The organism is Xanthobacter sp. DMC47 (assembly GCF_056313845.1).
This window is the reverse complement of sequence record NZ_JBQUZM010000007.1, coordinates 1-25,250: the sequence shown is the minus strand read 5'-3', so window position 1 is coordinate 25,250 and position 25,250 is coordinate 1. Positions and strand designations below refer to the sequence as shown.

Here is a 25,250-nt window from a genome sequence, read left to right as displayed (position 1 = left end):
GGAACCGGAAGCGCAGCCGCAGCGTTAGGCTCAGGTCACGCGGAAAGTCGCCCACCCGGATCGCCCGGGACTGGCTTTCGCGGATGCCCGCCACCGCCTCCGCCCGCAAGGATGAGCCGGACGCGGACATCGCCGCCACATAAAGTCACGATTGCCGGAAAGAATAGGCCGCCTGATGGACCTGCCCGCGCCGAGCGAAAGGACCCGCCAAGAGATGGACGCTGCCGCCCTGCGCACGCAGGTGCTGGAGTTCCTGCCAGCGGTGCGCGCCTTCGCGCGGTCGCTGACGCGCAACCGCACGGAAGCCGACGATCTCGTCCAGGAGACGCTGCTGAAAGCGCTCTCCAACATCGACAAGTTCGATCCCGGCACCAATCTGCGGGCGTGGCTGTTCACCATCCTGCGCAACACCTATTACACCGAGATCCGCAAGCGGCGACGCGAGAACGACGGCATGGCCGCGCTCGCCCAGCAGGACACCAACATCGGCCCGAGCCAGGAATGGTCGGCCACCCTCACCTCCCTCAAGGACGCCCTCGCCCGGCTGCCCGACGACCAGCGCGAGGCGCTGGTGCTGGTGGGCGCGGCGGGCCTCTCCTATGAGGAAGCGGCTGAGGTGTGCGGCTGCGCGCTCGGCACCATCAAGAGCCGCGTCAACCGCGCCCGCGCCAAGCTTCTGGTGCTGATGGGCGCGGAAGCCACCGCCGACGTGGTGGAAGGTGACGCGGTCGCCCTCTCCGCCGCCCGCAGCTAGAGCCGCAGCGGCCGCCCGGCGCGGGCGGTTAAACTGAAATCCGTGGCAATCCCGCAAGATCGGTCGAGCGCGTCACCCCTGCGCGCGCTTATCTGGTGCGGCCATGGAGACAGGGACGATGAAGGCGGCGGCGCTTCGAGACCACCACGCCCGGATGTTGCGGGTGCTCGATCACATCGACCGGCATCTGGACGACCATCTGGACCTCGACGCGCTGAGCGCCATCGCGGCCTATTCCAAATATCACTTCCACCGGCAGTTCACGGCGACCTTCGGGCTGTCCGTCCATCGCTATATCCAGCTCGCGCGCATGAAGCGGGCCTCCTACCGGCTCGCCTACCGGGAGGCCCAAAGCGTCACCGCCGTCGCGATGGATGCCGGCTACGAGGCACCCGATGCCTTCGCCCGCGCCTTCCGGCAACGGTTCGGGCAATCGCCGTCCGCGTTTCTGAAATCTCCCGACTGGGAGCCGTGGCTTGCGGCCTTCGGGCCTCTCGACGATGCGAGGAGCAAGCGCATGCAGGACACCTTTACGACTGACGACGTGACGATCCGCGACGTGGCCCCCATCCCGGTGGCGATCATGGAGCATCGCGGCGATCCGGAGCGGCTCGGCGCGACGATCCAGCGGTTCATCGCGTGGCGCAAGGCCGCCGGCCTGCCGCCCAGGACCAATCCGACCTTCACGGTCTGGCGGTCCGAGCGGCGTCCAGCCGCGCCGGCCGACTACAGCGTGGACCTGTGTGTCGGGATCAGCCAGCCGATCGAGACGGACGGTCCCGGGATCAAGCTCGGCGAGATCCCGGGCGGACGCTGCGCCGTGCTGCGGGTGGTCGGCAACACCGACAATCTGGAGCCGGCCGCGCTCTATCTCTATCGCGAATGGCTTCCGGCCAGCGGCGAGGAACCGCGCGACTTCCCGATCTATTGCCAGCGGCTGAGCTTCTTTCCGGAGGTGCCCGAGCACGAGACGGTCGCGGACCTGTTCCTGCCGCTGAAATAGCGCCTTCGGACAGCGAGCCTGCCGCCCGCAGGCAGGCTGCCGTCCGCCCCGGGGGTGGAATCCAAACTGAGTCACCGGCGGGCCAGGGTGCTTGACAGGCGGGCCCGGCCGTCGCTTGGTTCGGCCATGACATCTTTCGTCCGGAAGGACGTCGCCCCGAACACAGCCGCCGAGGCGCGGCGCGAGGCGGACGAGCCCCATTCCCCCGTGGTGCGTTTCGGCACCGGTGCCCCGCTCAGGCTGGATGCGGGCGTCGAGCTGAACCACCTGCAGATCGGCTACCAGACCTACGGCGAGCCCAATGCCGCCGGCACCAATGCGGTGCTGGTGTGCCACGCGCTGACCGGCGACCAGCATGCCGCGAGCCTCAATCCCGTCACCGGCAAGCCGGGCTGGTGGGAGACCATGGTCGGCCCCGGCAAGCCCATCGACACCGAGCGCTTCTTCGTCATCTGCGCCAACGTGCTCGGCGGCTGCATGGGCACCACCGGCCCCGCCTCCACCGATCCTTCGACCGGGCGGCCCTACGGCCTCGAGATGCCGCTCGTCACCATTCGCGACATGGTGAACGCGCAGGCCATGCTGCTCGACCATCTCGGCATCGAGAAGCTTCTGTGCGTCGCCGGCGGCTCCATGGGCGGCATGCAGGTGCTGCAATGGGCGGCGAGCTATCCCGAGCGGCTGTTCGCGGCCATGCCGATTGCCACCGGCGCGCGCCACTCGGCGCAGAACATCGCCTTCCACGAGGTGGGCCGGCAGGCGGTGATGGCCGATCCCGACTGGCGCGGCGGACGCTATCTGGCGGAAGGGGTGACGCCCCATCGCGGGCTCGCGGTGGCGCGCATGGCGGCGCACATCACCTACATGTCGGACCAGTCGCTGCACAACAAGTTCGGCCGCCGGCTGCAGAACCGCGAGATGCCCACCTTCGGCTTCGATGCCGATTTCCAGGTGGAAAGCTATCTGCGCCATCAGGGCGAATCGTTCGTGCAGCGGTTCGATCCCAATTCCTATCTCTACGTGACGCGGGCCATGGACTATTTCGACCTCGCGGCGGACTACGGCGGCGTGCTGGCCAATGCCTTCCGCGGCTCGAAGACGCGCTTCTGCGTCGCCTCCTTCACCTCGGACTGGCTGTTTCCCACCGAGGAATCCCGCGCCATCGTCCATGCGCTGAACGCCTCGGGCGCCAGCGTCTCCTTCACCGAGATCGAGAGCGACAAGGGCCACGACGCCTTCCTTCTGGAAGAGCCGCAATTGTTCGCCATCGCCCGCGGCTTCCTCGACAGCGCGGCGCGCGCCCTGGGCCTGCCGGCCGGGAGGGGTTCGTGAGCATCGCCTTGCGCCAGCCGGTGCTGGATGAAAGTGCCGTCCGCGATCAGGGCGGCCGCGTCGATCTCGTGGTGGTGGCCGAAATGGTCGCCCCCGGCTCGCGCGTGCTCGACGTGGGCTCCGGCGACGGGGCGCTGCTCGAACTGCTCGCCACCACCCGCAATTGCGACGCGCGCGGCATTGAGCTGTCGCGCGAGGGCGTGAACGCCGGGGTGGCGCGGGGCCTCGCCATCATCCAGGGCGATGCGGACGTGGACCTCGCCCATTACCCCGACGACGCCTTCGATTACGTCATCCTCTCCCAGACGCTGCAGGCCACCCGCCGGCCGCGCTGGGTGCTGGAGCAGATGCTGCGCATCGGCCGCCGGGCGGTGGTGTCCTTCCCCAATTTCGGCCACTGGCGCTCGCGCCTCGACCTCATGGTCAACGGCCGCATGCCGGTGACGGACAACATGCCCATCGCCTGGTACGAGACCCCCAACATCCACTTCTGCACCATCCGCGACTTCGTGGCCCTGGTGGAGCTGCTGGACGCCCGCATCGAAAAGGCCGTGGCGCTGGATTCCTCCGGCCACCGCGTGCGGGTGAACATGCCCTGGTGGGTGTGGAATTTGCTCGGCGAGCAGGCGGTGTTTCTGCTGACGCGGAAGGTGTGAGGGCGGAGCGATACCGCCTCAGGCGAAGCCGAGGAACAGGGCCAACGCCCGGGTCACGCGCAGCATGTCCGCATCGCTCGCCCGACCGATGGGGGCGCCGATCTTGTCGCGCGGCACGGTGTGCGTCTTGTCCACCATGATCTCCGATGGAAGGCGCAGGCCATTCTCTGGTGTCGGCTCAAGTCCGATGCGGAAGAGCGGTGCTTCTCGCAGATCGCTGGTGATCGGCAGGACCGTCACCGAGGGATGATCGTCAAAAAGGTCTGACTGGATGACAAGAGCAGGTCGCGGCTTGCCGTAGGCTCCCGGCAAGGCAATGAGGACGATGTCCCCGCGCCTCACTGCCAGCCCGAGTGATCGGCCACAGCCTCAATCTCATCGAGAACATCCCGCTCGGCGGCATCCCCGGCGACCAGGGCCGACTGCCGGCGGCATTCCTCGGCGAAGCCGGGTTGGGAGGTGTCGGGTACCCAGAGCCGCAGCTGGCGCAACCCCTTGCGGCGGGCCGCGACACTCGTCGCGTGGGCCGTCCGAGGTTCGGCGCGGTTGATGCGGGCCATGAGCGTCACTCCTTACGGCAGCAAATATGGCCCGCCTCTGCCGGCCCCGCAATGCGCTCACCCCGCCGGCACCCCGCCGGGCACCAGCACGGGTTCCAGCGCCGGTTCGGCGATGCGGCTGGGGCGGCGGACGGCGACGGGGCGGTAGAGCTGCTTGGTGGCTTCCACCACCAGCACGCCCGAGAAGGGCAGCGACAGGCGTGCGCCGATGCGCTCCCAGGCCACCGCCGTATTCAGGAACCAGCGGCTGGGCGGGGCATAAAGCGCCTCGTCCCACCCCACGGGGGTGAACAGGGCCTCGCGCAGCAGGCTCACCACCTGTCCCCGCGAGAAGGGGCGGCCATTGCCGAAGGGGGTGGTATCGAGCCGCGCCCACACGCCCCGCCGGTTCGGCACCACCGCCAGCAGCCGCCCGCCCGGCGCCAGCACGCGCCAGACCTCGCGCAGCATCTCGGCGGCGTTGGGGGTCATCTCCAGCGCATGGACGATCACCACCCGGTCCATGCTGGAGGTGGGAAACGGCAGCAGCGTCTCGTCGGCAAGGGTGGCGAGCGTCGGCGCGGCGGAGGGCCAGCGCACCACGCCCTGCGCCGCCGGCATCACCGCGAGGCAGCGCTCGGCCTCTTCGCGGAACACGCCGAGATAGGGCGTGGGATAGCCGAGGCCCAGCACGCGCATGCCGGTCACATTGTCGAAGCGGGCGCGGATGGCGCGGCCGAGCAGGCGGCGCGTCATGATCCCGAGGGGCTGGGCGTAGAAATTGCGCAGGTCGACGACGTCGAGAAACATGCACCCTCGCTGTGGACAGCGGCCGGCCGGCCACACTTCCGCTCGCTCCCTTAATAGAGGATCATGCGCGCCGGGTCCGCAACCCGAGCCGCCGTCCATCCTCCCGGAGATCGACACCGTGCCGGCCGACATCCGCCTGATCCCCTGCCTCGGCGACAATTACGCCGTCCTCATCCACGATCCCGTCACCGAGGCCACGGCGGTGGTGGACGTGCCCGAGCCGGGGCCGGTGATGACGGCGCTGGAGAAGGAAGGCTGGACCCTCACCCACATCTTCGTCACCCACCATCATGCGGACCACACACAGGGCATCCCGGCGGTGAAGGCGCGCTATGGCGCCACCGTCGTCGGTCCCAAGGCGGAGGCGGACAAGATCCCCGGCCTCGACGTGGCGGTGGTGGACGGCGATCCCGTCGCGGTGGGCTCGCTGGTGGGGCGCGTGCTGGAGACGCCCGGCCATACCGCCGGCCCGGCGTCCTATTTCTTCGAGGGCGAGAAGCTGCTGTTCGCGGGCGACACGCTCTTCACGCTGGGCTGCGGCCGGGCGCTGGAATGCGAGCCGCCGGTGCTGTGGCATTCGCTGCAGCGGCTGCGCGCCCTGCCGGAAGACCTCGATGTCTATTCCGGCCATGAATACACCCTCGGCAACGCCCGCTTCGCCCTCTCCGTCGATCCGGACAATGCGGACCTCGCCGCCATGTACGCCAAGGCGCAGGAGCAGCGGGCCAAGGGCGAGCCCACCATGCCCTCCAAGCTCGGCGACGAGCTGAAGGCCAATCCCTTCCTGCGCGCGGACGATCCGGCCATGGCGGAGCGGCTGGATATGCCCGGCGCGGACCCGGCCGAGGTCTTCACCGCGCTGCGCGAGCGCAAGAACAGCTTCAAGGGCTGAGGGATGGGTGACGCCACGCTTCAGGGGCTCACCGCCGAGGCGGTGATCGCCCTGCTCGCGCTTCAGCCCCATCCCGAGGGTGGGTTTTTCCGGGAAACATTCCGCGAGACGGCACCGGATGGCGGGCGCGGCGCGTCCACCGCCATCTATTTCCTGCTGCGCGCGGGAGAGCGCTCCCACTGGCACAAGGTGGATGCCTCCGAAGTCTGGCACTGGCATGCCGGTGCGCCGCTGAAGCTCCGCATCGCCGATGCCGGGGGCAAGCGCGACGTGCTGCTGGGGCCGGATCTTGCGGCCGGGGAGCGGCCGCAGGGCGTAGTGCCGCCCTGCGCGTGGCAGGCGGCGGAAAGCCTCGGCGCCTGGACGCTGGTCGGCTGCACCGTGGCGCCGGCCTTCGATTTCGCAGGGTTTGAACTCGCCCCGCCCGGCTGGGAGCCGGACTAGCCTTAACGGCCCGCCCTCACACCATCGCGCAGAGGGCTTCCATGCGGGCGCACACATCGCCGAGGCTCGGCGGGTTGGCACCGCTGCGCTCAGCCATGAGGAAATCGGCGAGATCGCCGGCTTCCTGCTGGCGCAGGAACTTCACCACGTCCTCGACGCTGGACACCCGCGTCTCGGCGTCTCCGATCACGATGCGCAGAGAGGTCGGGGTATTCAGAGGAAGGCTCTGGCCCATCATCGTCTCCGTTCGTCGGTTGCCGCCTCCCGGACGGAGGCCAGCACCATCAGCCGCATAGTAAACGCGGCCTTATGGCGACGGTTCCAGCCCATGGCGGGATCGTGCGCAAATTCCTCACGCGCCGTGGGCGATGAGGTCCGGCAGGCGGCGCGTCAAAGTGCGCAGCACGCTCTGGGAGCCCTTGGACATGACATCGAACACCCCGTCATTGGCGCTGTCCGTGCCGAAGCCGTCATGGAAGAAGCGGAAATGGGTGCCGCCCGCGGGGGTGGGCGTCAGCGTCCAGGTCACCAGCGTGTCGATATAGTGGCCGAAGCCCTTCAGTTCCTCGTGCCCGCCCTTCCAGGTGAAGGACAGTTCCTTTTCGGGAATGCAGCTCTTTACCTGGCACTGGAATTCACCGTCCCACCGCTCGATGGGCCGGCCCCAGATGGTGAATTTGTGCCCCTCCAGCGGCTGGATGTCGTTGGGAAAGAACCACACCGCGAGCCATTCGGAATCGGTGATGGCGCGCCACACGACGTCCACCGGCTGGTCGAACTCGGCTTCGGTGAGAATGGAGCGGGTTTCGACGACATCCGACATGGGGGTCTCCAAAAGCCATCAATGAAACGGGCGCGCGGGCCTGTGTCGGCTGAAGCAAAAAATGGACCCGGAGCGCGATCCGATCAGACCGGACTCGGTCTGATCGGTGAATCGCCCTCCAACGTGAAGCTGGAGCAAGCACTTTCCCCTCGGCCCGCTCAGCAGGCCGAGGGGAAAGTGCTTTAGGCGGTTTGCGACAGAGGCTCCCGCCCCGCGAGCGCGTCCGCGAAGGCCAGCGCGAAGGCGGCACGGTCGGCCTCCTCAGGGAAACGGATGTCTACGCTCCACTCGGTGGTCACCGTCCCGCCCGGCCAGTCACGCGCGGCGCGGTGCCAGTGAAGGGCGGGCCAGCGCGGGTTGCGCTGGGTTTCGCCGGCTTCGTCGCGCCACGCGGGGCGGCCGAGGGTGGCGGTGAGCCACGCCATCACCTCGGGGCCGAAGGCGAGGGCGAAGGCGACGCCGTGGCGGATGCTGCGCGGCGGGGGCCGCAGCAGCGTCTGGCCGATCACCGCATAGGCGGGCGGACCGTCGTCGAGCGCCAGCTCGCGCATCAGCAGCAGCCGGACGCCGCCCGCGATGGGGAGCGCCGGCACGGCGGCAATGGTGGTGGGATCGTCCGCGCTCATGCCCCGCGCTCCGCCGCTGGCACCGATCCTGCTACGCCGATGCAAAGCCGGAAACCGACGGAGGCGGCGTGACCAAGGCGGACTACATTCCCGAGCTGAGCGAAGTGCGCATGGAGCGCCGCGCGCCGGAAACGCCGTTTCAGCTCGACACGGAAGATCATCTCTATGTCCATGGCTGCCTCCGGCAGGTGGAGGCGGCGTTCGGCCTCGATGGATTTCCCGGCGTGCCGTTCGACGCCATCCCGGGGCGGGCACTGATCCACCGCTTCATCGTGTGGTGGCGGACGCTGGAGCCGGAGACCCCGGGGCAGGTGGAAGCCCATGCCCAGCTTCCGGGCGCCATCCGCCTGCTTGATACGGTCTCCGCCTTCCTGGAGGAGCGGGCCGGACGCGGCTGAGCCGGGGGAGATAACGCGGGGCATCGCCTACGCCTTCGCCGCTCCCGGCTCCGGCGGGGCGCGGTCGGCGGCCTTCAGGGCATCGATGGCGGCGAACAGCGCGAGCCGCCCGTCCGCTTCCGCCGCCTCGGGCGTATCGCCGACGCCGAGGCAGCCGGGCACGTCGGCAAAGCTCACGACAAACCCGCCGCCATCGTCCTCCGGGATGGGCGCGACGGCCGAGGGATAGGCGGCGACATCGGCCACCGCGCCGGGGGCTAGCGCCTTGTAGCGCACCGGCGCGCCACCCTCGTCCATGCGGTCCACCATGGCGACGAAGGCCCGCACATGGGCCGCGCGGATGGGGTTCTTCATGGGCACCGCCACGCAGTTCGGCACGGACGGATGGGTGAAGACCACGTGGGTCCCCGTCACCTTGCGGAACTTGATGGCATATTGCGAGGCGGTGATCTCCAGATCCGCCGGCCGTCGCGCGTCGCCGGGGCTGGCCCGCAGGGCCTCGAGCCTCTTGTTGTGCATGACGATGAACCCATCAAAGAACGAAGCGTTGGGAAAAAACGCGGGAACTGGAAAGGCTTCAGTGTAGGCCTGCCGCGAAAGGCGGCAAGCCGAAATGGTGGGCAGCGACATTCCCCCGGACAAGCGACGGCGTCAGCCGGAGCGCACCGTGCAGTCGCTGGCCGAGATCGACGGCCCTCTTTTGAAGACCTTCTGCGCCCGCGTCGCAGCCATCGCGAAGAGTCCGTCGGCCGGGTCTCCGGCAGGTCCGGCTGCGGAGGCTTCTGCCGCCCGTTCAGCCTGAACCGCCCCCTCATCCGTCACGCGGCGCCGCCGCGTGCCACCTTCTCCCGCAAGGGGAGAAGGGACGGACCGCTCTCGCTGGTCCCAAATCTCCTGGTAGGAGCCTCCCCTCTCCCCTTGCTGGAGAGGGGCCGGGGGTGAGGGGTTGGGTTCGCCCTGACGCACGCCCCTCGGTGCCCCGCCTTGCCTCCCCCGCCCGCGCAGGTGTAAGCCTCGATCTTCCCGTCCTTTTTCAGTCTGCCATTGCCCGTGTCCCTCACCGTCTGCACCTGGAACATCAATTCCGTCCGCATCCGCCTCGACATCGTGCGCGCCGCCGTGGAGCGGCTGCAGCCGGATGTGCTGTGCCTGCAGGAGACCAAGTGCCAGGACGACAAGTTTCCCCTCAACGCCATCCGTGACATGGGCTTTCCCCACATCGCGCTGAACGGGCAGAAGGGCTGGCATGGGGTGGCGACGTTCTCCAAGCGCCCTTTCGCGCAGGTGGAGAAGGGCAATTTCTGCGGCAAGGGCGATGCCCGCCACATCGCGGTGACGCTCGATGGCGCCCATGCGCTCGGCCAGCCGCTCACCATCCATAATTTCTACGTGCCGGCCGGCGGCGACGTGCCGGACCCGGAGCTGAACCCCAAGTTCGCCCACAAGCTCGCCTTCCTCGACGAGATCACCACCTGGGCGCCGCTGAAGGCCCATGCCGCCGGCAGCGCGCACGCCATCGTGGTGGGCGACCTCAACATCGCTCCGCTCGAGACCGACGTGTGGAACCACAAGCAGCTGCTCACCGTGGTCAGCCATACCCCGGTCGAGGTGGAGCGGCTTGCCGCGTTCCAGGCGTCCGGCCCGTGGGTGGACGTGATGCGCCGCTTCGTGCCGCCGCAGGAGAAGCTCTTCACCTGGTGGAGCTACCGCTCGCCCGACTACACGGCGAACGACCGCGGCCGCCGCCTCGACCATGTCTGGGCGTCGCAGGGCCTTGCGCCCGCCGCCCGCGCCATGACCGTGCTGAAGGACGCGCGCGGCTGGGAAAAGCCGTCCGATCACGTCCCCGTGGCGATGACCTTCGCGTAGAGGCCCCTCAGGGCTTCGCGGGCGATGGGGCGGGGGGCGTCAGGGGCGTTTCCGCCGGCCCGCCGAGGCCGGGAATGCCGAGTGCCGCGCCGATCTTGCCCTTGGGCACCTTCATCACCTGAATTCCGGGCGGCAACTGGAACTGCTTCTGGTCCTGCGGCGCGCGCGCGAGGGATGTCGCCTCGAACACCGTGTGCTTCGCGCCCTTGATCTCCACCACCGTGCGCAGGGCGATGCCGTCCGGCGTGATGCAGGCGGTGGTGGGGCCGAGGACCGATTTCATCTGCGGATCGACCTTCCACACGTCGCAGGGCTCCCCCGCCACCGTGTCCTCGCCCACCCTGAGGCCGGTGCCGGAGAGGGCACCGAGCACGTATTCCGGCGGCAGCTCGATCTCCACCGCCATGTTGGGCAGGTTGGGGGTGCGCACCACCATGCTGCGCGCCTTCAGGTCGATGATGCCCACCATGCTGCCGGGAATGTTGGGCTTCTGGATCTCCACCCGCATCCGGCCCCCGCTGTGGGCGATGTCGACGGTGCCGCCGCGCTTGAGGTCCGCCTTCAGGGCGAAGTCGGTGCTGGGCAGGGGCACGGGATCGGCGCGGGCCGGGGAGACCGGCGGCAGCAGGGCCAGGGCCATCACCCCGGCCGCAAGGGTGAAGACCGGCCCTGAAAGACCCGTGACGGCACGGCGGCGGCCGCATCCGCCCGCTTGGCGCCGGCAATCATGACCCATCGTCAACTCCTCCGCCCCCGGCCCGTCATACCAGATGGACCTGACCGTTGGGCAAGGGCATGTCGGCCCGACACGCCTTTCCAAACGCCTCGGGGAATGCCCCAGAGGCACCTGATGCAACGGTATGGCGCAGCAGACGCGACCCGGGCCGCCGGCGCAACCCACCCGCGTGGGCGGGTGGCGCAGGACTGGCGAAAATCGCGCTCGATCAAATATCCGGAGGGTTGGTTGTCGTAATGCCTTCTTGGAGGGGCGCGAGCATCACCCCCCAACCAAAGGGCTGCCGGACCGGGGCGATTCGCCACAGGTGGACGGGTGGACAGGCGGCCGCGAAATGCGCCGGGAAGAAGCAGCGAGGCCGTGTAGGATGACGCGAAAAGGAGGGCGCGCCAGAATGATGCCGGAAGGGCCAGCGCAGGAGGGTCGCGAAGCTGAAGGACGCGAGGCCGGCGCACGCGAGCCCGGGAGCCGCGAGCCGGAGAAGCGCGAGGCGGGCAAGCCCGTGCGGGCGCCGCGCGCGGCCGAGCGGCGTGCGCAGGCGGCCGAAACGCCGGTGCTGACGCCCGCCTCCACCGCGCCCTCGCCTGCGCCTTCCAGTCCGGCGGCATCCCTCCCCGCTATGTCCCTGCCGGCCATGTCCCTCCCCGGCGTGCCCCTGCCCGCCTCGTCCTTGTCGGCGACGCCCCCGGCGGCGCCAGCGGCGACGACCAGCCCGCTGCCCGAGAGCGGGCCTGCCCCCGCCCCCCTGCCGGAACCCGCGGTCGCGGCCGCCGCAGCTGCCTCTCCGCCCGCGGCTGCGCCCCCCGCCCAGCCGAGCCTGGGTATATCCCCGTTTGCTGCGCCAAGTGGCCGGAGCGGACGGCGGAGCCTCGCGCTGGTGGGCGCCATCGCCGCGGTGGTCATCGGCGGCGCCGCCGCCGGCGTGCTCGAACCGCTGCTGGCGATCGTCCTGGCGGCGCTGCTGGTGGCGCTCTGGCTGTCGCTGCGGACAGCGCCGCCGGCGCCGCTTCCCGTGGTGACGCCCCTGCCCCCGCCGCAGCCGCCCCCGTCGCGGGATTCCCAGGCCTGCGCGGTGGTGGCGGCGCTGCCCGAGCCGGCGCTGCTGCTCTCGGCCGCCGGCAACATCATCACCGCCAACCAGCGGGTCGCCCTGGCGCTCGGCCCGACGCGGGTGGGCGATCCCCTCTCCTTCGTGGTGCGCGTGCCGGAGGTGCTGGACGCGGTGCGCGCGGCGGCGGCGGACGGCGTGCCCCGGCGGGTGGAGTTCGCCGAGCGCATCCCCCTCGACCGCTGGCTGGAAGCCCATGTGGTGCCGCTCCGGCTGCACGTCTCCCCCGAGCGCGCGCCCGACGCGGTGCTGCTGACCTTCCGCGACCTCACCCAGCAGCGCCGGGTGGAGCAGATGCGGGCGGACTTCGTGGCCAACGCCAGCCACGAGCTGCGCACGCCCCTCGCGTCCCTCTCGGGCTTCATCGAGACGCTGCAGGGCCCGGCGCGCAACGACACGCCGGCCCGCGAGCGCTTCCTCGCCATCATGTCGGCGCAGGCCCGGCGCATGTCGCGCCTCATCGACGATCTGCTCTCGCTCTCGCGCATCGAACTGAACGCCCACGTCCAGCCGCAAACCAAGGTGGACCTCGGCGCCATCATCGCCCACGTCTGCGACACCCTCTCCCCCCTCGCCCGTGACCGCGGGGTGGAGCTGGAGCAGGTGCGCGAGTCCGGCGACCTGGAAATCCTCGGCGATCGCGACGAGCTGATCCGCCTGTTCGAGAATTTGGTGGAGAACGCCCTCAAGTACGGCGCCGCCGGCAAGACGGTGCAGGTGCGGCTCGCCCGCGAGAACGGTACCGCCGTGGTGAGCGTGCAGGACTTCGGCCCGGGCATCGCGCCGGAGCACCTGCCGCGCCTCACCGAGCGCTTCTACCGGGTGGACGTGGCGGCCAGCCGCGACCAGGGCGGTACGGGGCTCGGGCTCGCCATCGTCAAGCATATCGTCGCCCGCCACCGTGGCCGGCTCACCGTGGAAAGCGAGCTGGGCCGGGGCGCAATCTTCTCCGTACGCCTGGATACTTTGCCGAACCCGGAACAAATGTTAGAAAAAGCAAAGACCTAGGCTGTCATGCCCGTGTCACGCACGCGTCATAGAACCTTGGCGCGCCGGGGCTAAGAGTCCTGAGCCCAGAGTTGCCCCGGCGCCTGCCGGAGCGGCAACCGATTTGGCAAGGAGAGATATCTTGAAGCTCACCACCGCTCTCGGCGTGATCGCCGTAGCCGGCTCGCTGTTTGCCGGCAGCGCCCAGGCTGTCGATTTCACCGGCGCTGGCGCGTCCTTCCCCGCCCCCGTCTACCAGTCCTGGGGCGCGAAGTTCAAAGAGAAGACCGGCTCCACGCTGAACTACCAGTCGATCGGCTCCGGCGGCGGCCAGAACCAGATCATCAACCGCACGGTGGACTTCGGCGCCTCCGACGCGACGGTCCCCGGCGAGAAGCTCGCCGCCAACAACCTGCTGCAGTTCCCGACCGTGATCGGCTCGGTGGTCGCCACCGTCAACCTCGACGGCATCGCCACCAACCAGCTCAAGCTCACCGGCCCGGTGCTCGCCGACATCTATCTCGGCAAGATCACCAAGTGGAACGACAAGGCCATCGCCGACCTGAACCCCGGCGTGACCCTGCCCGCGAACGCCATCGTCCCGGTCTATCGTTCGGACTCTTCGGGCACGACCTCCATCTTCACCGCCTACCTGTCGGCCGTCAGCCCCGACTGGAAGTCCAAGGTCGGCTCTGCCACCTCGGTCCAGTGGCCCACCGGCGCCGGCGCCAAGGGTAACGAGGGTGTCACCGGCACCGTCAAGAACACCAAGGGCGGCATCGGCTACGTCGAGTTCATCTACGCCGCCGCCAACAAGCTGGTCGTGACCCAGCTGCAGAACAAGGCCGGCAAGTTCGTCAGCCCCGAGGTCGCCGGCTTCCAGGCCGCCGCCGCCTCCGCCGACTGGAAGGGCGCCAAGGACTTCGCCGCTTCCATGATCGACGCCCCGGCCCCCGAGGCTTGGCCGATCGTCTCCCCCACCTACATCCTGCTGCCGAAGAACCCGACCAACGTCGAGGCTTCCCGCGAAGTGATGAAGTTCTTCGAGTGGGCCTACACCAAGGAAGGCGCCGACATCGCCGAGAACCTGCACTACATCCCGCTGCCCGCGGCGGTGGTCGAGCAGGTGAAGGCCGCCTTCAAGGCCGAAGTGAAGGGCCCGGACGGCAAGCCCGTCCTCTGATCCGACGCGATCGCGCCGCCCTCCCAAAGAGGGCGGCGCTTTTCCTTAAGGTGACAGGTCCGGTAGCGCACGCATCGACAAGCCGGGGCAGGGGATAAAATGGACGCGACGGTGGAAGGCATGCGGTCTGGCTCGGCAGAGCCCATCAGCAAGGCCAAGGGAACGGGGCGGATCGCCGATCCGATCTTCATCGGCCTCCTCTGGGCGAGCGGCATCTTCGTCCTGATCCTGCTCGGGCTCATCATCGCCGAGCTGTTCAAGGGCGGCCTGCCGGCCCTCCAGCACTTCGGGCTGGACTTCATCTGGTCGTCCGCCTGGAACCCGGTGACCGAGAATTTCGGCGCCCTGGTGATGATCTACGGCACGCTGTTCTCCGCCATCATCGCGGTGATCGTGGCGCTGCCGCTCTCCTTCGGCATCGCCTTCTTCCTCACCGAGATCGCGCCCCAGCCGCTCAAGCGGCCCATCGGCGTCGCGGTGCAGCTGCTCGCCGCCGTGCCGTCCATCATCTACGGCATGTGGGGCTTCTTCGTCATCGTCCCGCTGATGGCGGCCTACGTGCAGCCGCCCCTGATCGACCTGTTCGGCGACATCCCGGTGATCGGCGCGCTGTTCGCCGGCCCGCCGCTCGGCTCCGGCATGCTCACCGCCGGCCTCATCCTCGCCGTGATGATCCTGCCCTTCATCACTGCCATGTTCGTCGAGACGCTCGAGAGCGTGCCGCCCATGCTGAAGGAATCCGCCTACGGCATCGGCGCGACCACCTACGAGGTCTACAAGAACGTCTCCGTGCCCTACGGCAAGACCGCCATGGTGGGCGCCATCATGCTTGGCCTCGGCCGCGCTCTGGGCGAGACCATGGCCGTGACCTTCGTCATCGGCAACGCGACGCGCATGTCCGCCTCCCTGTTCGCGCCGGGAGCCACCATCGCCTCCACCATCGCCAACGAATTCCCCGAGGCCCCGATCGGGTCGCTGAAGCTCACCTCGCTCCTGCAGCTCGGCTTCATCCTGTTCGTGATCTCCTTCATCGTCCTTGCACTGTCCCGGGCGCTCGTGCGCTCGCGGCTCGACTGATCGGGGGCTCGAACGTCATGGCTTCCCTCGCTGCGCGCCGCGCCGTCGACAAGACCGTCAAGGCGGTATCCACCGGCTTCGCCGTCTTCGCCCTGTTCCTGCTGGGCTGGATCCTCTGGACCCTGCTCTCGCGCGGCCTGCCCGCGCTGGGCACCAACGTCTTCACCCAGGTCACCAAGCCGCCGGGCCAGGGGGGCGGCCTTCTCAATGCCATCGTCGGCTCGCTGATCCAGATCGCCATCGCCATGGCCATCGGCGGCCCCATCGGCATCTTCTGCGGCACCTTCCTCGCCGAGAACGGCAAGGGCACCAAGATCGGCGCCGCCGCCCGCTTCGTGAACGACATCCTGCTGTCGGCGCCGTCCATCCTGGTCGGCCTGTTCATCTACACTTTGCTGGTGGTGCCGCTCGGCGGCTTCTCCGGCTGGGCCGGTGCCATCGCCCTCGCCATCCTGGTGATCCCGGTCATCGTGCGCACCACCGAGGACATGCTGAACCTCGTTCCGGTGGGCCTGCGCGAAGCCGCCTTCGCGCTCGGCGCGCCGCAGTGGAAGGTGGTCATGTTCATCACCTGGCGGGCGGCCCGCGCCGGCATCGTCACCGGCGTGCTTTTGGCCATCGCCCGCGCCGCCGGCGAGACCGCCCCGCTGCTGTTCACCTCGCTGGGCAACAACGCCATGTCGACCGACCTGTCGAAGCCCATGGCCAGCCTGCCCATCGCCATCTACCAGTTCGCCGGCAGCCCGTTCGACGACTGGGTGGCCCTCGCCTGGGCCGGCGCGCTGCTCATCACGGTGGGCGTGCTGGTGCTGAACGTGGCCTCCCGCCTCTTCCTGGCCCGCAGCCACTGATTTCAAGGCGCGGGCCATGGCCCGCCGCCTCTCCGCCCCTTCCATTTCCTCCGAAGCACGGCCACAAGCCCAAGCGAGGACAAGATGACTTCAGCCGTCGATCCCACCTTCAATCTCGCGTCCGCCGTGGGGGCCAAGCCCGACGCGCCGCAGGCTCCCGCCAAGATCAAGGTGGAGAACCTGCAGTTCTACTACGGCAGCAACCACGCGTTGCGGAACATCAACTTCCAGGTTCCCGAGAAGCGCGTGACGGCCATGATCGGCCCGTCGGGCTGCGGCAAGTCCACGCTGCTGCGCGTGTTCAACCGCATGTTCGATCTCTATCCCGGCCAGCGCGCCGAGGGCGCGGTGATGTTCGACGGCGTGAACATCGTCGGCAAGGAGCTGGACCCCACCATCGTGCGCACCCGCATCGGCATGGTGTTCCAGAAGCCCACGCCTTTCCCCATGTCCATCTACGACAACATCGCCTTCGGCGTGAAGCTGCACGAGAAGCTCTCCAAGGCGCAGATGGACGAGCGCGTGGAATGGTGCCTGCGCAAGGCCGCCATCTGGGACGAGACCAAGGACCGCCTGCACACCTCGGCCCTCGGCATGTCCGGCGGCCAGCAGCAGCGCCTGTGCATCGCCCGCACCATCGCGGTGAAGCCCGAGGTGATCCTGCTGGACGAGCCCACCTCGGCGCTCGACCCCATCTCCACCTCGAAGATCGAGGACCTGATCGACGAGCTGAAGCAGGACTTCACCATCGTCATCGTCACCCACAACATGCAGCAGGCCGCGCGCTGCGCCGACATGACCGCCTTCTTCTACCTGGGCGAGCTCATCGAGATGGCCCCCTCGGACGTGATCTTCACCAATCCGAAGGAGATCAAGACGCGCGACTACATCACCGGCCGCTTCGGCTGACCGATTGAAGGATCACTGAGATGCCGGATCATATCGTCGCCTCCTTCGATCAGGAGCTGAAGGAAATCGGCCGCAAGGTCGTCGAGATGGGCGGGCAGGCCGAGCGCCTGGTCGCCGACAGCGTCACGTCCCTCATCCGCCGCGACACCGCCCTCGCCCAGAAGGTGGTGCTGCTCGACGCGACCGTGGATCAGGTGCAGCGCGAGATCGAGGACCGGGCCATCCTGGTCATCGCCAAGCGCCAGCCCGTGGCCGTCGACCTGCGCGAGATCGTCGCCGCCATCCGCATCGCCAACGACCTCGAGCGCATCGGCGACCTCGCCAAGAACGTCGGCAAGCGCGTCATCGCCATCGAGGGCGAGTACCATCCGGCGAAGCTGGTGCGCGGGGTGGAGCACATCTCCGACCTCGTGCTCGAGCAGCTCAAGGAAGTGCTCGACGCCTACGCCGCCCGCAACGAGGCGAAGGCGCTGGAAGTGTGGGGCCGCGACGGCGCCATCGACACCATGTACACGTCGCTGTTCCGCGAGCTCCTCACCTACATGATGGAAGACCCGCGCAACATCTCCGTGTGCACGCATCTCCTGTTCTGCGCCAAGAACATTGAGCGTATCGGCGACCACGCGACCAACATCGCGGAGATCGTCTACTACATGGTGACGGGCCAGAACCTGCCGGAGAGCCGCCCGAAGGCGGACGCCTCCAGCGATACCACCCTGCCCTTCCCGGGCCGCACCACCGTTCAGAGCTGATCGCCAAAGGCGACCCGCACACGCTGAAGACGGGGCGCAGAGCCCCGATAGTGACGGATAGAGCAAAGTGCCGGCGCGTATTCTGATCGTCGAGGATGAAGAGCCGTTGACCCTCCTGCTCCGGTACAATCTGGAGTCGGAGGGCTACGGCGTCGAGAGCGTGGGACGCGGCGACGAGGCCGAGACCCGGCTGCGCGAAAGCGTGCCGGATCTCATCATCCTCGACTGGATGCTTCCCGGCCTTTCGGGCATCGAGCTGTGCCGGCGCCTGCGCACCCGGCCGGAGACCGAGCGCCTGCCGGTCATCATGCTCACCGCCCGCGGAGAGGAGACCGAGCGGGTGCGCGGCCTCGCCACCGGCGCCGACGACTATGTTGTGAAACCGTTCTCGGTACCCGAGTTGCTCGCCCGCGTGCGGGCCCTGCTGCGCCGGGCCAAGCCCGAGCACGTGGCGACCCTCCTGCGCGCAGGGGACATCGAGCTCGACCGCGAGACCCACCGGGTGCATCGCGGCGGGCGCGAGATCCACCTCGGCCCCACCGAGTTCCGCCTGCTCGAATTCCTGATGCAGAGCCCCGGCCGCGTCTTCTCCCGCGAGCAATTGCTCGACGGCGTGTGGGGCCAGGACGTCTATATCGACGAGCGCACGGTGGATGTTCACGTGGGCCGCCTGCGCAAGGCCATCAACCGCGGCCGCCAGTCCGACCCCATCCGCACCGTGCGCGGTGCCGGCTATTCCTTCAACGAGATGTTCGCCCGCGCCCATTGAGCGCGGCTTTCGCTCAGGCGGAGGGCGGGCTTTAGGGCGTTGTCTTCGCTCAGGCGCCGCGCGGGCTTTTTGCACCGTCATCCCCCGGCTCGTCCGGGGGATCCACGTGTCCGCTCGTCCGGGTGGTCCGAAATCCGGGCACCCCTCCGGCCCATAAGTGGATCGCCCGCACGAGGCGGGCGATGACGGTCCTGAAAAGGGAAGAAGCGAAGACGGCCGTACGGCCCGCCCCCCTCACCCCGTCCGCACGCCCAGCAGCCCCAGCGCCTGCTTCGCGGCGCGCTCGCCCGAGAGCCAGGCGCCGCCCACCGTGCCCCAGAGGGTCTCGTGGGTGTGCTCGCCGGCGAAGACGAGGCGCCCGCCCACCGTCTCTGTGAAGGCGCGGCGCATGTTGCCGAAGCCCGGCAGGGCGCAGGAGAAGGCGCCGAGCGCCCACGGCTCCTTGCTCCAGCGGGTGGCGAACACCTTGGTCACGCGCGCCGCCGCATCCGCCCCGAACTCGCGCGTCAGCGCCGCCTTCACGAAGGCGGCGGCGGCCTCGGGCGGGCTGTCGGCGAGGCCGGCGGCCACGTCGCCGCCCACCTCCAGGCTGTAGAGATCGGTGCCGCCGATGCGGGCGCGCAGGGCATAGGCGCGCGAGCCGTCGGCGCGGAAATAGATCAGTTCGTCGGCGCCGAGATTGCCGGGATTGCGCGGCATCCGGAAACCGATGTGGTCGAAAGCGCCGAGCGTGATCTTCTCGATCGCCGTGCGATAGCGCGGCGGCAGGTTCGGCCCGATGCGCAGCTTGCCGGCGGCGATGACGCTCGGCGGCACCGCGACGATCACCGTGCGGCCGGTCACGCTGCCCTTGCTGGTCTGCACCGAGACGAGGCGCGGGCTGAGGTCGATGGACCGCGCCACCACCTCGAGCCGCACCGTGAGCGGCCGGGCGAGCTGCGCCACCAGCGTGCCCACCCCCTGCCGGCAGATGTCCTCGCTCTCGCGCTCGTCGGCGCGGGACACGTCCACGGTGGAGACCTGATCCAGCTCCTTGGCGCAGTTGAACGGGCCGAGGACGAAGCGGGCGCTCGGCCCCCACGGCCCGAGGTCCGGCAGGGCACGGGAGGCGGCCATGTCGCGGTTGGCGTCGCCCGCGGCGACGATGGCTCGCTCGCCCCGGCGCACGGTGGCGACGAAATCCTCGTAATCGGTATCGCCCGCCTCGCGCCCGTTCACATAGAGCCGGCCGCCCTCCGGCGCGCGATAGATGTCGAGCCCCTCGGCCCGGCCGAAGGCGGCCATGGGGCGCGCCGCCGGCATGTTGAGGCGCGGCGCGCCGAGGTCGAACGGCACGCCGAACTGACTGGTGTCTGTCACCGTGCGGCCGCCCACCTGCTTGCCGGCCTCCAGCAGCACATAGCTGCGCCCGGCCTCGGCGATGCGCCGCGCGGCGGCGATGCCGGCGGCTCCGGCACCGATGATGATGACATCCGCCTCGATCTGCTGGCCGAGCGCGCGCGAGGTCGCGAGGCTCAGGCCGGCGAGCGGCGCAGCCGCCAGCGCGGCACCACGGGCCAGCAGCGCGCGGCGGGAAAGGGAAAGGCGATCGGGTCCGGTCACGGGCGGAACGCTACCATGGGGCGCAGAGCGGGGCGAGAGGGCGGGCCGCCCTCAGCGGTAAACGCGCGACAACACGGACTTTCCGGCGTTTTCCGCTCCAACCTTCGCAAAATTGTAAGCCGGCATGTGGATAAAGGGGCGCGCGGACGGGCCGCCCCGCTCGCGCTCAGGAAGGGCGGGGAGACCCATGAAAGACCCGGTTCAGAAGACCATCGGCTACAGGCTCACCCACACGGCGCGGCTGCAGAAGGCGCTGTCGGCCCGTCTCCTCGCCGGTCTCGGGCTGTTTCCGGGGCAGGAATCCGTGCTCAAGCTGCTGTGCGAGGCCGACGGCCGCACCATGGGCGATCTCGCCTCGGCGCTGCGGGTGCGTCCGCCCACCGCCTCCAAGACCATCGCCCGCCTCACCACCCAGGGCCTCGTGGAGCGCCGCGCCACCGACGGCGACGGCCGCCTCGTGCGCGTCTTCCTCACCGATGCCGGCCGCGAGCGCGGCGCCTCCATCGACCATGTGTGGGACCAGCTGGAGGCCGAGATGGTGGTCGGCCTCGACAGCAAGGAGAAGAAGCGGCTGCGCAAGCTTCTGCGCAAGGTGGAGAAGAATCTCGCCCTGCGGCTCGGCGCCGACGGCGGCCTCGACGATGAGGCCGAGCCCGGCGACGAGGACGAGGACGCCTGAGGGTCGTCCGCCCCCTCACGCCACCGGCCTTGCGCCCGGCGCATGGAGCGCTGCGCGACCATGCGCCTGACCGCCCTTTTCTCCCGGCCCGTCCCGCGCTATGCGTTGGCTGATCGGTTTTTCAATCGATTAAAGCCACACACCGGCAAAAGCCGCCGCGCCAACGGAAAAAACCTCAGAACGCCGGCCAGATCCGGCGCCGCACCGGGGGAAACATGTCCAACGCCATCGATCTCAAGGACCGCTTCGCCATCGTCACCGGCGGTGCGCAGGGCATCGGCCGCGCCGTGGTGGAGCGCTTTCTCGCCTCCGGCGCCCGCGTCGCCATCTTCGATCGCGACACCGACCTCGTGGTGAAGACCGCCGACGAACTGGGCCGCGCCCGCGTGATGCCCGTCACCGTCGACGTCAGCCGCCTCGCCGACGTGGAGCGCGCGGTGGCCGAGGTGCATGCCGAATTCGGCCGCATCGACATCCTCGTGAACAATGCCGGCGTCGCCGGGGCGAACCACAAGGTGTGGGACTATCCCGAAGCGGAATGGAAGAAGGTGATGGCCATCAATCTCGACGGCCCCTTCTTCTGCTGCCGCGCCGTGGCGCCGCACATGATCGCGCAGAAATACGGGCGCATCGTCAATGTCGCCTCCATCGCCGGCAAGGAGGGCAACCCCAACGCCTCGGCCTATTCGGCCTCGAAGGCGGGCGTGATCGCCCTCACCAAGTCGCTGGGCAAGGAGCTGGCCGAATTCGACATCGCAGTGAACTGCGTGACGCCCGCCGCCGCGCGCACCGCCATCTTCGACCAGATGAGCCAGCAGCACATCGACTACATGCTCTCCAAGATCCCGCGCGGGCGCTTCGTGCAGGTGGACGAGGTGGCCGCGACCATCGCCTTCGCCGCCTCGGCCGATTGCTCCTTCACCACGGGCGCGGTGTTCGACCTGTCCGGCGGCCGCGCCACCTATTGAGGACCGCCATGCGCGCGCCGGGAGACAGTCACGTCACGCCCGCCCCGGCGCCGCTCGTCGGCATCGCGCTCATGTGCCTCGCGGTGATGAGCTTCGCGCTGACCGACACCACGGCCAAATGGCTGAGCGCCCACATCAATGTGCTGATCGTGGTGTGGGCGCGCTATGTCATCCACTTCGCCTTGTCGCTGGTGGTGTTCAACCCGTGGACCGTGCCGGGGCTGATGCGCACCAAGCGGCCGGGGCTGCAGATCGTCCGCTCGGCCCTGCTGTTCGCCACCACGGCATTGAATTTCACGGCCCTCCAGTTCCTGCAGCTGGACCAGACCGTCTCCATCATGTTCTCCATCCCCTTCTTCGTGGCGCTGTTTGCCGGGCCGCTGCTGGGGGAGCGGGTGGGGCTGGAGCGCTGGCTCGCCATCATCGTGGGCTTCGCCGGCATCCTGCTGGTGGTGCGGCCGGGGGCCGGGGGCATCCATCCAGCCGCCGTCCTCTCGCTGGTGGCGGCGGCTACCTACGCGCTTTATTCCATCACCACCCGCATGCTGGCGCGCACGGACGCCAGCAAGACGACGCTGTTCTACACCGCGCTCGTCGGCTCGGTGGTGGCCAGCATCCCCCTGCCCTTCGTGTGGGAAACACCGCGCGACCCGGCGGTGATCGGCGCCATGGTCGGCCTCGGCGCGGTGGCCGGCGCGGGCCATTTCGTGCTGATCCTCGCCCATGCGCGGGCGCCGGCGGCGACGCTCGCGCCCTATATCTACACGCAGATCCTGAGCATGATCGCGCTCGGGTGGCTGGTGTTCGGCCAGGTGCCGAGCCTGTGGACGCTGGCCGGTGCCGCCATCGTCATCGCCTCGGGTGCCTATCTTCTGGTGCGCGACGCGCAGATGCGGCCCCATTGACCGAATAAAGCGAAAGCCTTCTCTGTTTCGTCAAATTGCACCTTATGCTGGGCCTCACTCTTCCCAGCTCGCAGGATCATCATGAGCGCCGCCCGTCTTCTCGTCGTCGAAGGAAACACCGCGGAGGCCCGCGCGCGGCAGGTGGCTTTCGGCGGACAGGCGGCGAGCGAGGGCTATGCGCAGCTGCTGCGCGAGCTGTTCCCGGGCACGGTGACGGTGGACATCTGCTACCCCGCCGATGCCGGCGCGAACCTGCCCGACGCGGGGGGCCTCGAAGGCTATGACGGCATCGCCATCACCGGCTCCTCGCTGAACATCTATCACGGCGGCCCCGAGATCACGCAGCAGATCGAGCTGATGCGCACCGCCTTCACCACGGACGTGCCCGTCTTCGGCAGTTGCTGGGGCCTGCAATTGCTCACCGTGGCGGCGGGCGGCGCCGTGCGGCGCAATCCCCGCGGGCGGGAGGTGGGCTTCGGCCGGCGCATCCGCATGACGGTGGACGGCGCCGCGCACCCCATGTTCGACGGCAAGCCCGCCGTGTTCGAGGCCATGACCGTGCATCTCGACGAGGTGGAAACGCTGCCCGAGGGGGCGCGTCTGCTCGCCAGCAACGACCATTCGGTGGTGCAGGCGGCGGAGATTCCGGTGGGGCGCACCACGTGCTGGGGGGTGCAGTATCACCCCGAATATCCCTTCCGCGAGATGGCCGCCATCTTCCGCCGGCTCCAGCCCTCGCTGGTCGCGGAGGGCTTCTTCCCCGACGAGGAGGAAGAGGCCGCCTTCATCGCCGACCTGGAGCATTTCGAGCGCGAGCCCGGCAATGTGGCGCTGGCCTGGCGTCACGGCATCGATGGCGCGGTGATCCGCAAGGATGTGCGCACCCTCGAGATCGCCAACTGGATCACCCACCAGGTGCTCCCCGGCCGCGCCCGCCGCAATCGGGGCTGAAGCCCTCCATCGCGACCTTGGCAATTGTGCCTGACCCGCGTTGCGGCGAGACTTGCCGCGACGGCGGAGCCGATGCGGATGCTGAGCCGCCGGTTTGGGAGGGGCACCATGAAGACCATTTTCGCTGCAGGGCTGCTGCTGGCGGCCGGAACGCTCGCGGCGCAGGCCGCCGACGCGCCGCGCGTCGTCGGAAACTGGGCCAGCAACGGCGATTTCGCCGCCGCCCGCATGGGCAAGGGGCCGTTCTTCGACCCGTCCAAGCTCACGCTCTACAAGGACGAGAAGGTCATTTCCTACCGGATCGAGATGCAGGACGGGCGCGCGTTTGCGGGCGTCGTCATCGGCACCGGCGGCAAGGAGGCGCCGTTCGCCGGCGTGTTCCAGATGGACGGGAAGAGCTTCATCTTCTCCGATTCCTTCGGCTCCGGGTTCGGCACCGTCGACGGCACGCGCATCGAGCTGTGCTGGGCTGACAGCCTGCCGGACTATGTATCCGCCGCCTGCGGAACCTTCACGCTTTCCGCGAAATAGCTTCGGCCGCGGGCCGACGGACGCCCAGCCGCGCTGCCAGCGCCTGCGCATCCTCCGGCGCATGCCTTTTGTCCGTATTGTCGAAGAAGACGAAGACGTCCCGGGGCTGTGGTGGCGCGGGCGTCTTCGAGATCATCCGGGCCTTGGGCGCCGGATGTCCCCGGGTCCAGGCGCGAACCCGTCTGGCCCAGAGGTCGAGCGCATCCGGCTCATAGCGGCTGCGATAGAGTTCGGAAGAGCCGTGCAGCCGGCAGTAGACGAAATCCGCCGTCAGATCCATGCGGCAGGGCCACTCCACCGAATCGGCAATCACCAGGGCGACCCCGTGGGCGCGCAGCAGCGCGACGAAGTCTTCGGTGAGGAAGCTCTCATGGCGGATTTCCACGGCGTGGCGGAGGGGACGCACAGCATCGGTTTGCGTCAGAGCCCGGCCGTCGAGCCGTGCATCGCGTCCGCGAGCGAGGCTGGCGGCCTGTTCGGTGTCCCGGGGCAGGCACTGGAGGAACGCTTCCATCCGCGCGTCGAACGGCAGGTTTGGCGGGAACTGCCAGAGGAGGGGGCCGAGCTTCTGCTTCAGGGCGAGCACGCCGGACGCGAAGAAATTGGCCAGCGGCGTTTCGATGTCCTCCAGCCGGCGCAGGTGCGTGATGTAGCGCGGCCCCTTGAGGGCGAAGAGGAAATCGTCCGGCGTCTCTTCGGCCCAGCGCGCGTAGGTCCGAGGGGTCTGCAGCCGGTAGAAGGAGCCGTTGACCTCGAGCGCGCGGAACATCGACGCGGCATAGGCGAGTTGGCGCCGCGCCGGCAGTCCGGTGGGGTAGAAGTGGCCCGCCCACGGGGCATAGGTCCAGCCCGAGAGTCCGACTCGCACATCCATGCGCCATCAACGGCGATTGCCGGTGAAGGGTTCGGTTCGCCGCGATGGCTTGCGCCGGGAAATCGGAGGCTGGACATCAGTGCGCCGGACCTGGACCGGCCGAAACGGGAGTGTCGATCAACCACCAAGCCAAGGACCCGGTAGGCACACAAAAGCCCCCGCCTGTTTAGGGTCGGGGGCTTTTGGGATGTGGATAGGGCATTATGCGCATGTGCTTTGCAG

General features: G+C 68.9%; 30 protein-coding genes. 20 read left to right on the top strand and 10 right to left on the bottom strand.

Features of this window, described 5'->3' with window-relative positions:
- The first annotated feature begins 214 nt into the window (after nucleotides 1–214).
- From ACT54R_RS23665 to metW, 4 genes are all read left to right on the top strand, one after another.
- Nucleotides 215–754, top strand: coding sequence for a sigma-70 family RNA polymerase sigma factor (locus ACT54R_RS23665; RefSeq protein ID WP_168457100.1), 540 nt, complete (start codon nucleotides 215–217; stop codon nucleotides 752–754).
- 118 nt (nucleotides 755–872) lie between these two features.
- Nucleotides 873–1,757 carry an AraC family transcriptional regulator gene (locus ACT54R_RS23660; protein WP_476330977.1) on the top strand — a complete coding sequence of 295 codons (885 nt, stop codon included), beginning with the start codon at nucleotides 873–875 and terminating at the stop codon, nucleotides 1,755–1,757.
- 126 nt (nucleotides 1,758–1,883) lie between these two features.
- Nucleotides 1,884–3,089, top strand: coding sequence for a homoserine O-acetyltransferase MetX (gene metX, locus ACT54R_RS23655; protein ID WP_168457098.1), 1,206 nt, complete (start codon nucleotides 1,884–1,886; stop codon nucleotides 3,087–3,089).
- Between the two features lie 2 nt (nucleotides 3,090–3,091).
- Nucleotides 3,092–3,745: a methionine biosynthesis protein MetW gene (gene metW / locus ACT54R_RS23650; protein WP_476331376.1), complete on the top strand. Its 654-nt coding sequence runs from the start codon at nucleotides 3,092–3,094 to the stop codon at nucleotides 3,743–3,745.
- 18 nt (nucleotides 3,746–3,763) lie between these two features.
- On the opposite strand, the gene ACT54R_RS23645 is transcribed toward metW, so the two are convergent.
- Genes ACT54R_RS23645 through ACT54R_RS23635 form a run of 3 tightly spaced genes read right to left on the bottom strand, consistent with a single transcriptional unit; the run spans nucleotide 3,764 to nucleotide 5,094 of the window.
- Nucleotides 3,764–4,087 carry a type II toxin-antitoxin system PemK/MazF family toxin gene (locus ACT54R_RS23645; RefSeq protein WP_476330974.1) on the bottom strand — a complete coding sequence of 108 codons (324 nt, stop codon included), beginning with the start codon at nucleotides 4,085–4,087 and terminating at the stop codon, nucleotides 3,764–3,766.
- Nucleotides 4,084–4,305, bottom strand: a complete 222-nt coding sequence (locus ACT54R_RS23640; RefSeq protein WP_476330971.1) for an antitoxin MazE family protein — start codon at nucleotides 4,303–4,305, stop codon at nucleotides 4,084–4,086. Before ACT54R_RS23640 ends, ACT54R_RS23645 begins: the two co-directional genes overlap by 4 nt.
- A gap of 57 nt (nucleotides 4,306–4,362) precedes the next feature.
- Entirely contained in the window at nucleotides 4,363–5,094 is a 732-nt protein-coding gene (locus tag ACT54R_RS23635; RefSeq protein ID WP_168457097.1) for a methyltransferase domain-containing protein, read from the bottom strand.
- Nucleotides 5,095–5,212: 118 nt separating this feature from the next.
- Here ACT54R_RS23635 and gloB point away from each other — a divergent pair, with 118 nt between their 5' ends.
- Entirely contained in the window at nucleotides 5,213–5,986 is a 774-nt protein-coding gene (gene gloB / locus ACT54R_RS23630; RefSeq protein WP_476330968.1) for a hydroxyacylglutathione hydrolase, read from the top strand.
- 3 nt (nucleotides 5,987–5,989) lie between these two features.
- Complete coding sequence (locus ACT54R_RS23625) at nucleotides 5,990–6,430, top strand: cupin domain-containing protein (RefSeq protein WP_476330965.1); 441 nt, start codon at nucleotides 5,990–5,992, stop codon at nucleotides 6,428–6,430.
- 16 nt (nucleotides 6,431–6,446) lie between these two features.
- Here the strand turns inward: ACT54R_RS23625 and ACT54R_RS23620 are convergent, their stop codons facing one another.
- From ACT54R_RS23620 to ACT54R_RS23610, 3 genes are all read right to left on the bottom strand, one after another.
- Entirely contained in the window at nucleotides 6,447–6,665 is a 219-nt protein-coding gene (locus ACT54R_RS23620; RefSeq protein ID WP_476330962.1) for a hypothetical protein, read from the bottom strand.
- A gap of 117 nt (nucleotides 6,666–6,782) precedes the next feature.
- Entirely contained in the window at nucleotides 6,783–7,253 is a 471-nt protein-coding gene (locus tag ACT54R_RS23615; RefSeq protein WP_476330959.1) for an SRPBCC family protein, read from the bottom strand.
- 182 nt (nucleotides 7,254–7,435) lie between these two features.
- A complete protein-coding gene (locus ACT54R_RS23610) occupies nucleotides 7,436–7,879 on the bottom strand; it encodes a hypothetical protein (RefSeq protein WP_476330956.1) in 444 nt (147 codons plus the stop codon).
- Nucleotides 7,880–7,947: 68 nt separating this feature from the next.
- Here ACT54R_RS23610 and ACT54R_RS23605 point away from each other — a divergent pair, with 68 nt between their 5' ends.
- Nucleotides 7,948–8,277: a hypothetical protein gene (locus ACT54R_RS23605; protein WP_476330953.1), complete on the top strand. Its 330-nt coding sequence runs from the start codon at nucleotides 7,948–7,950 to the stop codon at nucleotides 8,275–8,277.
- A gap of 27 nt (nucleotides 8,278–8,304) precedes the next feature.
- Here the strand turns inward: ACT54R_RS23605 and ACT54R_RS23600 are convergent, their stop codons facing one another.
- A complete protein-coding gene (locus tag ACT54R_RS23600; protein ID WP_476330950.1) occupies nucleotides 8,305–8,796 on the bottom strand; it encodes a type II toxin-antitoxin system HicB family antitoxin in 492 nt (163 codons plus the stop codon).
- A gap of 531 nt (nucleotides 8,797–9,327) precedes the next feature.
- On the opposite strand from ACT54R_RS23600, the gene ACT54R_RS23595 reads away from it, so the two are divergent.
- Nucleotides 9,328–10,146 (top strand): exodeoxyribonuclease III, encoded by an 819-nt coding sequence (locus ACT54R_RS23595; RefSeq protein ID WP_476330947.1) that lies wholly within the window; start codon nucleotides 9,328–9,330, stop codon nucleotides 10,144–10,146.
- A 7-nt stretch (nucleotides 10,147–10,153) separates the two neighbouring features.
- Here ACT54R_RS23595 and ACT54R_RS23590 read toward each other — a convergent pair whose 3' ends face one another.
- Nucleotides 10,154–10,786: a hypothetical protein gene (locus ACT54R_RS23590; RefSeq protein ID WP_476330944.1), complete on the bottom strand. Its 633-nt coding sequence runs from the start codon at nucleotides 10,784–10,786 to the stop codon at nucleotides 10,154–10,156.
- A gap of 973 nt (nucleotides 10,787–11,759) precedes the next feature.
- Between ACT54R_RS23590 and phoR the strand changes: the two genes are divergently transcribed.
- The 7 genes from phoR (at nucleotide 11,760) to phoB (ending at nucleotide 18,518) form a co-directional block, all read left to right on the top strand.
- Complete coding sequence (gene phoR / locus ACT54R_RS23585; protein ID WP_476330941.1) at nucleotides 11,760–12,998, top strand: phosphate regulon sensor histidine kinase PhoR; 1,239 nt, start codon at nucleotides 11,760–11,762, stop codon at nucleotides 12,996–12,998.
- Nucleotides 12,999–13,119: 121 nt separating this feature from the next.
- Complete coding sequence (gene pstS, locus ACT54R_RS23580) at nucleotides 13,120–14,160, top strand: phosphate ABC transporter substrate-binding protein PstS (RefSeq protein WP_476330938.1); 1,041 nt, start codon at nucleotides 13,120–13,122, stop codon at nucleotides 14,158–14,160.
- A gap of 99 nt (nucleotides 14,161–14,259) precedes the next feature.
- On the top strand, nucleotides 14,260–15,237 hold the full coding sequence (gene pstC / locus ACT54R_RS23575) for a phosphate ABC transporter permease subunit PstC (RefSeq protein WP_476330935.1): 978 nt from the start codon (nucleotides 14,260–14,262) through the stop codon (nucleotides 15,235–15,237).
- A gap of 17 nt (nucleotides 15,238–15,254) precedes the next feature.
- A complete protein-coding gene (gene pstA, locus ACT54R_RS23570; protein ID WP_476330932.1) occupies nucleotides 15,255–16,088 on the top strand; it encodes a phosphate ABC transporter permease PstA in 834 nt (277 codons plus the stop codon).
- Nucleotides 16,089–16,172: 84 nt separating this feature from the next.
- Complete coding sequence (gene pstB, locus ACT54R_RS23565; RefSeq protein WP_476330929.1) at nucleotides 16,173–16,997, top strand: phosphate ABC transporter ATP-binding protein PstB; 825 nt, start codon at nucleotides 16,173–16,175, stop codon at nucleotides 16,995–16,997.
- Nucleotides 16,998–17,017: 20 nt separating this feature from the next.
- Nucleotides 17,018–17,749 (top strand): phosphate signaling complex protein PhoU, encoded by a 732-nt coding sequence (gene phoU / locus ACT54R_RS23560; protein ID WP_476330926.1) that lies wholly within the window; start codon nucleotides 17,018–17,020, stop codon nucleotides 17,747–17,749.
- Between the two features lie 67 nt (nucleotides 17,750–17,816).
- Nucleotides 17,817–18,518: a phosphate regulon transcriptional regulator PhoB gene (gene phoB / locus ACT54R_RS23555; RefSeq protein WP_476330923.1), complete on the top strand. Its 702-nt coding sequence runs from the start codon at nucleotides 17,817–17,819 to the stop codon at nucleotides 18,516–18,518.
- A 234-nt stretch (nucleotides 18,519–18,752) separates the two neighbouring features.
- Here phoB and ACT54R_RS23550 read toward each other — a convergent pair whose 3' ends face one another.
- Nucleotides 18,753–20,120: a flavin monoamine oxidase family protein gene (locus ACT54R_RS23550; protein WP_476330920.1), complete on the bottom strand. Its 1,368-nt coding sequence runs from the start codon at nucleotides 20,118–20,120 to the stop codon at nucleotides 18,753–18,755.
- Between the two features lie 187 nt (nucleotides 20,121–20,307).
- On the opposite strand from ACT54R_RS23550, the gene ACT54R_RS23545 reads away from it, so the two are divergent.
- The 5 genes from ACT54R_RS23545 (at nucleotide 20,308) to ACT54R_RS23525 (ending at nucleotide 24,154) form a co-directional block, all read left to right on the top strand.
- Nucleotides 20,308–20,799, top strand: a complete 492-nt coding sequence (locus ACT54R_RS23545) for a MarR family winged helix-turn-helix transcriptional regulator (RefSeq protein WP_024281356.1) — start codon at nucleotides 20,308–20,310, stop codon at nucleotides 20,797–20,799.
- A 215-nt stretch (nucleotides 20,800–21,014) separates the two neighbouring features.
- Nucleotides 21,015–21,767, top strand: a complete 753-nt coding sequence (locus ACT54R_RS23540; protein ID WP_476330917.1) for an SDR family NAD(P)-dependent oxidoreductase — start codon at nucleotides 21,015–21,017, stop codon at nucleotides 21,765–21,767.
- 8 nt (nucleotides 21,768–21,775) lie between these two features.
- The gene (locus ACT54R_RS23535; RefSeq protein ID WP_476330914.1) at nucleotides 21,776–22,672 is read left to right on the top strand and encodes a DMT family transporter; all 897 of its coding nucleotides are present in this window, start codon (nucleotides 21,776–21,778) and stop codon (nucleotides 22,670–22,672) included.
- Between the two features lie 81 nt (nucleotides 22,673–22,753).
- The gene (locus ACT54R_RS23530; protein ID WP_476330911.1) at nucleotides 22,754–23,623 is read left to right on the top strand and encodes a type 1 glutamine amidotransferase; all 870 of its coding nucleotides are present in this window, start codon (nucleotides 22,754–22,756) and stop codon (nucleotides 23,621–23,623) included.
- A gap of 108 nt (nucleotides 23,624–23,731) precedes the next feature.
- On the top strand, nucleotides 23,732–24,154 hold the full coding sequence (locus ACT54R_RS23525) for a hypothetical protein (protein ID WP_476330908.1): 423 nt from the start codon (nucleotides 23,732–23,734) through the stop codon (nucleotides 24,152–24,154).
- Here the strand turns inward: ACT54R_RS23525 and ACT54R_RS23520 are convergent.
- Nucleotides 24,135–25,028 carry a DUF72 domain-containing protein gene (locus tag ACT54R_RS23520; protein ID WP_476330905.1) on the bottom strand — a complete coding sequence of 298 codons (894 nt, stop codon included), beginning with the start codon at nucleotides 25,026–25,028 and terminating at the stop codon, nucleotides 24,135–24,137. The genes ACT54R_RS23525 and ACT54R_RS23520 overlap by 20 nt on opposite strands.
- Nucleotides 25,029–25,250 lie beyond the last annotated feature (222 nt).

Bases quoted from the DNA above. Each gene is read 5' to 3' on its own strand.
- pstA (WP_476330932.1), top strand. From the start codon at position 15,255: ATGGCTTCCCTCGCTGCGCGCCGCGCCGTCGACAAGACCGTCAAGGCG.
- ACT54R_RS23620 (WP_476330962.1), bottom strand. From the start codon at position 6,665: ATGGGCCAGAGCCTTCCTCTGAATACCCCGACCTCTCTGCGCATCGTG.
- ACT54R_RS23610 (WP_476330956.1), bottom strand. From the start codon at position 7,879: ATGAGCGCGGACGATCCCACCACCATTGCCGCCGTGCCGGCGCTCCCC.
- metX (WP_168457098.1), top strand. From the start codon at position 1,884: ATGACATCTTTCGTCCGGAAGGACGTCGCCCCGAACACAGCCGCCGAG.
- pstB (WP_476330929.1), top strand. From the start codon at position 16,173: ATGACTTCAGCCGTCGATCCCACCTTCAATCTCGCGTCCGCCGTGGGG.
- ACT54R_RS23540 (WP_476330917.1), top strand. From the start codon at position 21,015: ATGTCCAACGCCATCGATCTCAAGGACCGCTTCGCCATCGTCACCGGC.
- ACT54R_RS23530 (WP_476330911.1), top strand. From the start codon at position 22,754: ATGAGCGCCGCCCGTCTTCTCGTCGTCGAAGGAAACACCGCGGAGGCC.
- ACT54R_RS23660 (WP_476330977.1), top strand. From the start codon at position 873: ATGAAGGCGGCGGCGCTTCGAGACCACCACGCCCGGATGTTGCGGGTG.
- ACT54R_RS23535 (WP_476330914.1), top strand. From the start codon at position 21,776: ATGCGCGCGCCGGGAGACAGTCACGTCACGCCCGCCCCGGCGCCGCTC.
- ACT54R_RS23635 (WP_168457097.1), bottom strand. From the start codon at position 5,094: ATGTTTCTCGACGTCGTCGACCTGCGCAATTTCTACGCCCAGCCCCTC.
- ACT54R_RS23520 (WP_476330905.1), bottom strand. From the start codon at position 25,028: ATGGATGTGCGAGTCGGACTCTCGGGCTGGACCTATGCCCCGTGGGCG.
- pstC (WP_476330935.1), top strand. From the start codon at position 14,260: ATGGACGCGACGGTGGAAGGCATGCGGTCTGGCTCGGCAGAGCCCATC.
- phoU (WP_476330926.1), top strand. From the start codon at position 17,018: ATGCCGGATCATATCGTCGCCTCCTTCGATCAGGAGCTGAAGGAAATC.
- ACT54R_RS23600 (WP_476330950.1), bottom strand. From the start codon at position 8,796: ATGCACAACAAGAGGCTCGAGGCCCTGCGGGCCAGCCCCGGCGACGCG.
- ACT54R_RS23625 (WP_476330965.1), top strand. From the start codon at position 5,990: ATGGGTGACGCCACGCTTCAGGGGCTCACCGCCGAGGCGGTGATCGCC.
- ACT54R_RS23640 (WP_476330971.1), bottom strand. From the start codon at position 4,305: ATGGCCCGCATCAACCGCGCCGAACCTCGGACGGCCCACGCGACGAGT.
- ACT54R_RS23665 (WP_168457100.1), top strand. From the start codon at position 215: ATGGACGCTGCCGCCCTGCGCACGCAGGTGCTGGAGTTCCTGCCAGCG.
- ACT54R_RS23525 (WP_476330908.1), top strand. From the start codon at position 23,732: ATGAAGACCATTTTCGCTGCAGGGCTGCTGCTGGCGGCCGGAACGCTC.
- ACT54R_RS23590 (WP_476330944.1), bottom strand. From the start codon at position 10,786: ATGGCCCTGGCCCTGCTGCCGCCGGTCTCCCCGGCCCGCGCCGATCCC.
- ACT54R_RS23545 (WP_024281356.1), top strand. From the start codon at position 20,308: ATGAAAGACCCGGTTCAGAAGACCATCGGCTACAGGCTCACCCACACG.
- ACT54R_RS23615 (WP_476330959.1), bottom strand. From the start codon at position 7,253: ATGTCGGATGTCGTCGAAACCCGCTCCATTCTCACCGAAGCCGAGTTC.